The organism is Streptomyces sp. XH2, assembly GCF_049725035.1.
GTDB classification, from domain to species: Bacteria; Actinomycetota; Actinomycetes; order Streptomycetales; family Streptomycetaceae; genus Streptomyces; species Streptomyces roseoverticillatus.
Genome location: NZ_JBMMMZ010000021.1, coordinates 95,842 through 105,696, shown reverse-complemented (window position 1 = coordinate 105,696; position 9,855 = coordinate 95,842). Strand labels below are relative to the sequence as shown.

At 67.1% G+C, this 9,855-nt stretch carries 9 protein-coding genes; 4 read left to right on the top strand and 5 right to left on the bottom strand.

The genetic code is table 11. The features are described 5' to 3' along the window. The first annotated feature begins 87 nt into the window (after nt 1-87). Entirely contained in the window at nt 88-1,614 is a 1,527-nt protein-coding gene (locus ACOTKD_RS34880; protein WP_424893005.1) for an APC family permease, read from the top strand. Nucleotides 1,615-1,638: 24 nt separating this feature from the next. Here the strand turns inward: ACOTKD_RS34880 and ACOTKD_RS34875 are convergent, their stop codons facing one another. Next, nucleotides 1,639-2,049 (bottom strand): hypothetical protein, encoded by a 411-nt coding sequence (locus tag ACOTKD_RS34875; RefSeq protein WP_030367603.1) that lies wholly within the window; start codon nt 2,047-2,049, stop codon nt 1,639-1,641. A gap of 381 nt (nt 2,050-2,430) precedes the next feature. On the opposite strand from ACOTKD_RS34875, the gene ACOTKD_RS34870 reads away from it, so the two are divergent. The 3 genes from ACOTKD_RS34870 to ACOTKD_RS34860 all read left to right on the top strand — a co-directional run bounded on the left by ACOTKD_RS34870 (nt 2,431) and on the right by ACOTKD_RS34860 (nt 5,523). After that, nucleotides 2,431-3,636, top strand: coding sequence for a helix-turn-helix domain-containing protein (locus ACOTKD_RS34870; RefSeq protein ID WP_424893004.1), 1,206 nt, complete (start codon nt 2,431-2,433; stop codon nt 3,634-3,636). Between the two features lie 657 nt (nt 3,637-4,293). Then, nucleotides 4,294-4,776, top strand: coding sequence for a hypothetical protein (locus ACOTKD_RS34865; protein ID WP_424893003.1), 483 nt, complete (start codon nt 4,294-4,296; stop codon nt 4,774-4,776). A gap of 84 nt (nt 4,777-4,860) precedes the next feature. Beyond that, nucleotides 4,861-5,523 (top strand): class I SAM-dependent methyltransferase, encoded by a 663-nt coding sequence (locus ACOTKD_RS34860; RefSeq protein WP_424893001.1) that lies wholly within the window; start codon nt 4,861-4,863, stop codon nt 5,521-5,523. 57 nt (nt 5,524-5,580) lie between these two features. Here ACOTKD_RS34860 and ACOTKD_RS34855 read toward each other — a convergent pair whose 3' ends face one another. The 4 genes from ACOTKD_RS34855 to ACOTKD_RS34840 form a co-directional block, all read right to left on the bottom strand. After that, nucleotides 5,581-6,966 (bottom strand): DUF3987 domain-containing protein, encoded by a 1,386-nt coding sequence (locus ACOTKD_RS34855; protein ID WP_424893000.1) that lies wholly within the window; start codon nt 6,964-6,966, stop codon nt 5,581-5,583. Between the two features lie 88 nt (nt 6,967-7,054). After that, complete coding sequence (locus tag ACOTKD_RS34850; protein ID WP_424892999.1) at nt 7,055-7,825, bottom strand: Lsr2 family DNA-binding protein; 771 nt, start codon at nt 7,823-7,825, stop codon at nt 7,055-7,057. Nucleotides 7,826-8,299: 474 nt separating this feature from the next. Beyond that, the gene (locus ACOTKD_RS34845) at nt 8,300-8,647 is read right to left on the bottom strand and encodes a hypothetical protein (protein WP_424892998.1); all 348 of its coding nucleotides are present in this window, start codon (nt 8,645-8,647) and stop codon (nt 8,300-8,302) included. Nucleotides 8,648-8,764: 117 nt separating this feature from the next. Continuing rightward, entirely contained in the window at nt 8,765-9,670 is a 906-nt protein-coding gene (locus tag ACOTKD_RS34840; protein WP_424892997.1) for a P22 phage major capsid protein family protein, read from the bottom strand. Nucleotides 9,671-9,855 lie beyond the last annotated feature (185 nt).

The following is a 9,855-nucleotide window of genomic DNA, read 5'->3' as shown; positions in this document are numbered from 1 at the left end:
CCGCCTGACCCCCCCCCGGCAGCCCGCGGCCCCCCCCCCCCCCCGCACCACTGTCCCCGCTCTCCCCACGGGAAGGACCACCCCGCCATGACGACGGGCACGACGAGCGAGATCAGCACGTTCAAGGGCCAGGAGAGACGCCTGCGCGCCGACCGCATAGGGCTCCCCGGCCTGCTCCTGTCCGTGGTCGCCGCCAGCGCGCCCCTCATGGTGACGGCCGGGGTCATGCCCACCACGTACGGCACGATGGCCATCGTCGGGCAGCCCCTGCTCTTCGTCATCCTCGGCGTCGTGCTGACGCTCTTCAGCTTCGGCTACGCCGAGATGAGCCGCCACGTCCACAACGCCGGCGCCTTCTACGCCTACATCGCCCGCGGCCTCGGCGGCACCGCCGGCGCGGCCGCCTCCGTCGTCGCCCTCGTCGCCTACAGCCCCATGCAGTTCGGCATCTACGGCATCTTCGGCTACGAACTCTCCGGCCTGCTCGGCAAACACCTCGGCATCGCCGTCGCCTGGTGGGTCCCCGCCCTGGCCGCCGTCCTCGTCGTCGGCGTCCTCGGCTGGCTGAAGATAGACCTCAGCGCCAAGGTCCTCGGCGTGCTGCTGCTCATCGAGTGCGTGATGGTCGTCGCGTTCGACGTCGCGGGCGTCGCGAGCCCCGGCCCGGAGGGCGTCTCCCTCCACGCCTTCGACCCCGCCACCCTCGGCGGCGGCGGGCTCGGCACCGCCCTCTGCTTCACCATCGCCGCCTTCGTCGGCTTCGAGCAGGCCGCCGTCTACGCCGAGGAGACCAGCCGCCCGAACGTCGTCGTCGCCCGCGTCACCTTCCTCGCCGTCGGCTTCGTCGCCCTCTTCTTCGCCCTCAGCTCGTGGGCCCTCAGCGTCGCCGCCGGGCCCGGGCACATCGTCGGCCTCGCCCAGGAACAGGGACCGGACCTCCTCTTCGGCCTCACCGAGGACCGGCTCGGCGGCACCTTCACCGACGTCATGCACCTCTTCTACGTGACCGGCATGTTCGCCGCCATGCTCAGCTTCCACAACGTCGTCGCCCGCTACGCCTTCGCCATGGGCCGCGAGGGCCTGCTGCCCGCCGCCGTCGGCCGCACCTCCCGGGCGAGCGGCGCCCCGGCCCACGGATCCCTGCTGCAGAGCGGCGTGTCGCTCCTCGCCGTGCTCCTCTTCGCGCTGACCGACGGCCGCCCGCACGGCGACCCCACCGCGCCCGTCCTGCGCCTGTTCACCTGGAGCGGCAACGTCGGCGCCCTCGGCGTCATCGTGCTGATGGCCGCCGCGTCCGCCGCCGTCATCGCCTTCTTCGTACGGCGCGGCGCCGCGCGGACCCAGGCGCCCCGCCTCATCGCCTCCGGCGTCGCCGGCGCCGCCCTCCTCGTCATCGCCGCGTACGCGGTCAAGGACTTCGACGTCCTCCTCGGCGCCGACCCGGGGTCGCCCCTGCGCTGGATCCTGCCCGGCACCATCGGCGCGGCCGTCGTCGCCGGCATCGGCTACGGCATCGTCCTCAAATACGTGCGGCCCGGGGTGCACGGCAGCATCGGCCTGGGGAACGAGGCGTTCCAGCTGGAGAAGGCGGCCGCGGCGGCCGAGCGCGGCTAGCGGGGCGGCGGGGAAGGACGCGGATTACCCCTCCACGGCCTTCCCCACCCGCCGGGACACCGTGAACGCGTAGAGGTCCAGCACCCCCGGCGGCTCCGCCAGCCCGGGCCCGCCGGCCCGGACCCAGGCGGCTATGTCCGCGAGCGCGTCGTCGTCGTTGACCAGCCCCAGCCACACGGGCCTGCCCCCGGCCGCCCGACCGGCGGCCGACGGCTGGACGACCACCACGTTCGCCTGGTCGCACACGTCCAGGCACTCGGACGCCCGCACCTGCGCGGCATCGCCCAACGCGGCCCGCAGCCGCGGGATCTGCCCCGCGTGATCGACCCCCGGCACCTTCCGGGCGTCCCCGCAGCAGCAGCCGCGGCAGACGGTGATCCGGCAGGGGGCGGAGGAGACCGCCGGCGCCGTGCGCCGGGACTGGTTCGTGATCATCCGCCAGATGATACGCACGGGCCGCCCGGGCCCGGCCGTCGTCGGGCACGGGAAAGCACGCGCACGGGAAAACGCACGTGCACGGAAAAACGAAGGAGCCCCAGCAATCGCTGGGGCTCCTCGCCGGTGTCCGAGGGGGGACTTGAACTCTCCACTCGGGCACCAGCATATTAGCTAGCTGACCTGTGGGAACGTAGGCGACACGCCGCAGAGTTGACGGCTGTCGTTGGTCATGCATTCCCCCTGTTTCGGGCTGTTTCGGACTGCTGTTGGTCATGCGTTGGTCACGTGGCCAACGCCTGCCGCCCGGAGATCTCCAACCGCCTCAGCGGCGCGGGCGTACCGTAGCTCTAGGCGCTCACTCTCCCGACAGGCAGGGCCATGGCGACAACACTTGGGGAACGGCTGGTCGAGCTGCGCATGCGGCGTGGCCTGACTCAGGAGCAGCTTGCCGAGAAGGCGCTTCTCAGCGTGGACACGGTGCGGAAGCTGGAGCAGAACCAGCGGATGACCGCGCGCATGACCACACTCAACAAGTTCGCGCGGGCACTGGACGTGGAGACCTCCGTGCTCCTCGGGGCGCCCCGGGTGCTGGAGCCAAGCAATGGAGCAGAGCCGCCGAGCCTCCTGACGCTGCGACAAGCGGTTACGCCTCTCTCAGGATTCCCCGGGCTAGGCGACCCGGAGGGCGCGCCAGCTCCGACGATCCCTCAACTGCGCGACAGCATCCGCAGTACCGAACGCATCCGCCGTCAGGGCGAGTTAACAAAGATCACTGCCCTACTGCCAACCTTGCTGGCGGATGCCCGTGCTGCCGTCCATGAGTACACGGGTGCCGACCGCACGGCGGCCTACGCAGTGCTCGCTGAGGCGTATCAGGTAGCGGCTACGACGCTCACCGCGTTCGGCAAGGAGGATGCGGCCTACACGGCTCTGGAGCGGTCCATGGCTGCGGCGCAGCAGTCCGACGATCCGCGCTTGGAGATCATCGGCGTCTCCTCGCTCTCTTGGATCTTCTCCAAGCAAGGTCGAGTGGCGGACGCCGAAGAGGTCGCGGTTCGGATGGCGGAGCGCATCGAGCCTGGTTTCAGGTCGGCCCCCATCGATTTGTCTCTGTGGGGGATTCTCTTGCTTCGTGGCGCCACTGCCGCAGTCCGGGCGGAACGCACTGACAGCGCCGAAGAGTTGCTCTCGCTGGCCACAGCAGCGGCCGCGCGCATCGGTGTTGACCGACTCGACTACGCAACACCCTTCGGCCCGACGAATGCCGGAGTCGCTGCGGTGAACGCGTACGTGGACATGGGGAAACCGGACAAGGCCCTGCGCCACGCTAAGCGCATTACCAACGCGGCCAGCCTGCCTCCCACTTGGCTTGCCCGGCATCATCTGGACCGGGCCCTGGCATACGCGGAGATGAACCGCGACACCGAAGCGACAAGGGCCCTGCTCGCCGCTGAACAGACAGCCCCTGAGTGGATGCGCTACCACTCCACGTCCCGGCACCTCGTAGCGGAGTTGCGGGAACGCGAACGTCGCCGTAGTTCCCCCATCAGGGATCTAGCAGTTCGCTTGGAGATCGAGAGGTAACTAGGACGCTACGTCCTACCTGATTTGAGCACTCGCACACCCTGTCCCTGGGCTGAGATAGCGTCCGGTTGCACCGTATCCGCAAGAGATGAAGCGGACCGGAGGCATTGAGGATGACGAACTCACCTAGGCCCAGGACGGCCCCCGTAGCGGACTGGAAACGGGGCGCGGCGGTGTTCGATCGGGGAAGCCAGTTGGTGGGCGTGGTCCACGCGCAGCACGGCACGAAGTTGACCCTCACGCGTCCTTCAGGGCTTCGCTGGCACACCCGCACCGTGGCCGTCCGTGCCGCCAATGACCGGGAGTTGATTCAGCTCAGAGCCCTGGTCAAGCACAACCGTCATGTGCGCAGCCTCGCCTCGCTCGGTGTCAGTCGGTGAGCCGATTACGGGGCTGGAAGGTCAGCCGCGACGGGTCGTTCTGGGGCGGAATCCTGGCCCTGCTGACGTGGGGAACAGCCGTGGCGCTATTGGTCATGGCGGCTGCCGGGAAGCTCGCCTCAGCGCATCCATGAGTTCCCGTTCCCCACTGGTCAGTGAGGCTCCCCAGTGGGGAGCGGGGCACAACGCCCGACCGGTCGCACGCCACCGTGAAGCGGAGTCGACCGGTCGGGTCAGCAAGTGCAGTGCACCACTCCACAGCAGGAGGAGACGCACGATGAGCACAGCAGTTCAGACGCGGACCCGTGATCCGCGCATCATCCTCAACGCGGTACAGGAACGCGTGCCGCATCTGGTCGCAGACGTGGACGTGGCCGACCTGTGGGAGCGAGAAGTCGCGCTTCTGCTGCGTGACAGCGTGGCCGTTCGCAGCCTGGCCGAGCGCATCCTCGGCCAGGGCATCGCGTACCTGATCACCGCCATGGAATGCCCCGGCGTGGACATGGGCGTCGGCAAGACCGTGGATGTAGGCGTCCATCAGCTCATCCTCGACACGCCGCTCTACTTCGCGCTGTGCGAGGAGTACAACGGCGGGCGGTACAAGCACCACGCCCCGCTGATCGAGCGCCGCCGGGACGGCACCGTGATGCGCACGGCCGAACTGCTGCGCAAGAACGGATTCACCGTCGATGACGAGCTGTGGGAGGTGGACGCGTCCGACTGCTCGCCGTGTGACAACAAGGTCCCCGACAGCCACTGACGCGGGACTAGAGTGCCCTCGCCCCCAACTCCGCACGAGGGGCGGGGGCACCCTCTTGCCCGCCCCGACACAGAGGAAGCCCCGTTGCCCGCACGACACGACATCGACAGCGAACGCGAACTCTGGGACACCTTCGCGGAGAGCACCAAGGACAAGGTGTTCGAATCCGATCCCGTCTTCTGCTGGACGCAGTACAGCGGGCATGGGCCGGGCCCCGAACTGCTGGGAGATCCGGCAACCGCACTGGAAATCGGATGCGGCACGGGGCGAGCGCTCGCCTACCTCGCGCAGAAGGGCGTGAAGACAACCGGTGTGGACCTCTCGCCCGTCATGGTCGCGAACACCACCGAACGGTGGGGCCCGTTGGGAGCGCGGTTCGTCTGCGCTGAGGTGCTGGACCACTTGAGCAGCACGACAGAGACGTACGACGCCGTGTACTCGATCTTCGGGGCCGTGTGGTTCACCGATCCGGCCAAGCTGCTTCCTTTGATTGCTGAGCGGTTGAACCCTGGCGGTGTGCTCACGTTCTCCCACCCCCCGGCCATCCCCGGCGCCTACGGCCCGCAGGGCATGTACAAGGGCGGTTTCGCGGGCAAGGCCATGTACACGTACCGCTACAGCTACACGCCCCGGAAGTGGGAAACCCTCCTGCTCAAAGCCGGATTCAAGGAAGCGGAAGCGCGGGTGCTCGACGCTCCCGAGCCCGACCACATCGGAACTTTGATCGCTCGCGCTGTGGTGAGCTGAGCCAAAGCAAAGCAAGAACGCCCCGGCCTATTTGAGCCGGGGCGTTCCGTTGGTTGATTAGAGCAGGGCAAGGAAGGGATTGGAGTCGGCGAGCGGTTCCGACCGCTTCACCGGCTGCGGCTTCGGGGCCTGCTTGGGCGCCGGGCGGTAGGCGTCTATCTGCACAACCGTGGCCCGGTTCTGCTCACGCTCTGGAGCGGCCGGCATCGGCTGAGGAGTCGGACCTGGCTGCTCTCCGTGAACGGGAGTGTCACCGCGCAGCGTGAATACGGTGGCGGGACGGCCAGTCTTCCCGGAGCGGTCTACGGTCACCACCACATCAGGCAGCGCCTTGACCTCTGCGGCCGTTGCCCCCACGTACGGGAGCACCTGAGACGACGTGGCCCGACCGCCGTGCAGTTCAATCCGGGCGCGGACCTTGTCCGCGAGGCTGAGTGGCTGCCGCTTCACGTAAGCGGCGGCGCCGCCATTTACGCGCTGACCTGCTGTGATGCTCACGGCGTCCTGAACGGAGCGGCGTACCAGGGTGAAGGCGGCCGACAAGATCTCTTCCGTGATGGTCTCGGAGCACTCGGAGGCCGCGAGGCAGGCGGCCACCCTGAGCGTCTGCTCTGCGGTCCGCTCGATGAACACGGCCTGCGCCTCCGGCAAGCTCTCGCCCAGGATGCGGGCGTACCGGCGAACGGTCCGCCAAAGCGGCCGGGCGTCCCCGGAGAGAGTGATCACGCGGGGGCGGGCGGTGGCCCACCCGTAAGCGTCGGACAGTTCGGAGCCGTCCACCTTCGGCAGGCTCACGCGGTCGTCATCGAGCATGGGCACGGAGCCGAGCAGAAAGGGCAGGATGCGGTTGTACGAGCCGCCTGCCGCTTCGGACTGGCCTACGTACTTGGACCAGTCGGAGGGCGTCACGTGAGCGTGGAGGACCATGCCGGGGTCGCGGACTTCCTGCGCCTCTTCCTTGGTGGTGTTCCTCAAAGTCGCGCCGTCCCAGGCTGCGCGGAGTTTGGTCGTGAAGGAAGCGTCACGCTTGACCCTGCGGAGCACTTCCGACCATTCCTCTTCGACCACCAACGTGCGCACGTCACGGCCGTGTTCGGTCTCGACCGTGGCTTCCTGTTGCTCCCACAGGTGGTTGACCATGCTCGCCCCGGAGGTGATGCCGGAGGTGGTGTGGGTAGCCAGGAAGCGGCCTAGGGAAGCGTCCAGGACGTGAAGCGCGGCGCGCAGCGCGGTTCCCTTCCCCCTGCCTGTGCCAGCGACCAACGCACTCCACAGGAGCACGGGCCGGGCGGAGCCACGGGAGGAGACCTTGACGGTTCCGCCGATGGCGGCTGACCACATCGACAGGGCGGCTACGTACACCCCCAGGGCGTCCGCTTCCAGGAACGGGGAGATCTTGCGGACCGCGCGGCCGATGGGACCGTACAGAACGGGGGTGTTCATGCTGCCTCTATCTCGAAAAGGGTTGCTTGGGTGGCCTCTGGCCGGAGAGGCCGGGCGCACTCAGCGCCCGGCACGGTGGGGGCGGTGCTCAGGCCGCTGCCGCTTTTCCCTCGGATGCGTCCCGGTGGGCCAGTTCGTACGCGTGGCGTACCTGCATCGGGACACGCCCCTGCACGGGGAGGCTGGGCCAACCGTTCTCGCGGGCCCATGCCCGGATCACACGGTTACGCTCCCGATCGCTCATCCCTGAGCGGTCCACCTTGGCAGGCTCGGGAAGCGGGTCGCCACCAACGAACTCACCAGAGAGAACAGCCGACTTGAACCGTCCCGGCTTCCGCACATCCATGCACGGAATGCCTTGCTCCCGAGCGTCCCCCAGCTTGTGGCCGTTGCGCTCGCCGCCCTCACCCAGGATGAGCAACACGGTGGAGTCGTCCGCCCGGCCCACCACCGCGTAGCCAGCGTTCCGCACAGCATCACGCGCCGACTCCCAGTCGTACCCCGGCACTTCCCCCGCCAACATCACGGAAGGCATGGGCTCAGACTTCGCCGCTTCCTCGCTCACGCCCTCCGCATCGCGCTCCGCCACGACGGGCGACGGCTCAGCCACGGGCACGGGCTCAACGACTGCCACGGGCTCAGGCTCGGGGGTCGTGGAGGCAGGCTCGCCGGAAGCGTCCTCCGGTGTCCCAAGAGCGTCCACGAGGTAGCGGCCGAAGGTGACGTTGTGCTCAAGACAGAGGTGCCATGTGGAGTCCCCGAGAGCCAGTGTCTTGGTCGCCTCCACCTCTGAGCCGTCACGAGCAATATGAGCATCGCAGTACGTGTACTCGACAGGCACGAGAACGGTCTTTCGCATGGCACGGAATCCTTAGATGAGAGCGGAGCGAGTAAGTCTCAGAAGTGGCCGGAGCGAGTCTCTGACGGCCGCCGCATTCAATCTTGCGGAACTGATTCCATCCTGCACCACGAGCACCCGGAAACAAGCCCTATTGCGCGTGACCTATATCACAAGCGCGCATTTCCATTTCAATTCAAGAGTGGGGGTAATGCTTTGGGTTAATCGAATAGGACCCACCAGGGGTGCCATCCTTCCATCGAATGCTTGCCAATCAATTTTCAGCACTCGAAGCACGATTCCGGATCGTGGCGGCGGCCGTCGCTCCACGGCTCATCGGCCCCGCCTGTGGCCAGCCAGGCGACGTGAAGGCACCAGGTCAACCAGCACTCTGAGCAGGCGTGACGACACTCAACGCCCGCCCTGTGCTCCTGCTGCCCAGTAGGCTCAGGCGGTGCACTGACATTCAACTGGGCCCGACGCCGAGCGAGCTTCTTACTCATCTCCCATCACCCACCCAAGGGCGCGCATTCCTTCCGGAGTGAGCCCAAGACCCTTGGTCAGATGCCGGTATTCCATGTGCTGTGTGTTCGACGCCGTACCGGCGAGAATGGCGGACCAATAGACGACCGCGGCGGCAACAATTCCGACCGTCGAGTCATCCCATTGTGAAGCCTGCGAGGTCTCCCACAGCTCTTTCCAGTACGCCCGCTCATGATCCGACCAGTCCCGGCCCTCCGGCAGGTCAGGAACGGGCAAATCATGTTCGAGCGGCAGGGCGGTAATCTTCTGCGCTTCCCGATAGCGGGAGTGCGGGGAATTGGGGTTACGCATCTTGGGCATAGAGGTGCCCTCCGGTTTATATCGGCGGAGAGTGACCGAGCAGCGCGCCGGCTGCTCGACGGAGTGTGAACAGAAGCGGGCCCCCACCTATCGGCAGGGGCCCGAACTAATCCAGGGTTAGGTGAGCTTGATGCCGACCGAGCGCCGCTCGTCCAGGATGGTCGAGCCTACGTAGGCGTCCATGATGGAGCGCTGGTTCAGGCTGTCGTCGTTGAAGGTCATCAGCCAGCGCATCGAGTAGCCCTGATGTCCAGCCGTAGCGGAGAACTCACTTCGCACCAAGGGCGGGGAGCAGACGGCCATGGCGAACGCCGAGCCGATGTAGGCAACGGCGGTCTTGTCGGCCAGGTAGGGCGAGTAGACGACGGTGAAGCCGTACGCCTCGCCGATGATGCCGCCGCGCAGCGTCTCATCCGTTCCGGCCTGGGCCACCTGAGAGAAGTTGTCGTCCTTCAGCAGAACGTTCTTCACGTCCGGGGAGACGGCCAGCCAACGGCGGCCCGCTGTACGGCTCTTGTCCAGGACCGTGCCCGCGTCGATGATCGCGTGCCGGGGCTGAGTGGCCTTCATGGTGATCAGGCCCGACGCGTCCTCGGTGGTCCGCTGATTCATCGTGTTGGCGATGTTCTGTTCCAGGTAGTCACCGACTCCCGCGGACTGGGGAAGCGTGATCTGCTGCTCGAAGGTGTAGAGGTCGAAGCGCATTTCCTTGTCGGTGATCTCCACCGCCGACAGGGCATGGTCGGTGATCTCCAGCTCGATGGTGGTCTCCTTGACCGGCTGGACCATTGAATTTACCGAGCCGTTGAAGTTGGCGGCCTTCAGTACCTCGGGGCGGCGGATACGGACCTTGGTGCCGACACCGCCCCGGAAATCCTCCTCCGCGTCTCGATGGACGGTGTGGGCCAGGCCCTTGAACCCCACCAGCATGTCAAGGGCTGTTGACGCAACGATCTGCGAGATGGCAAAGCTGTTCTCGGACTTAACGGCTTCCTGGACACTCATAGGCTTCTGGTCGGTCATGGTTGTTCTCCTCAGCAAGGGGTCACGTGACATGAGGAGAGGGGCTCGCCGCGCTGGCCGCAGCCGCGCTCTGACGCGAGGAATTTCCCTCCCTCACCCCCGGCCCGGGAGGGAAATACGCAGCGGCGGAGCAAGGCTGAGGCAAGACCACCACATCGACGGCCCCGGCCGGAGATCCGAATACC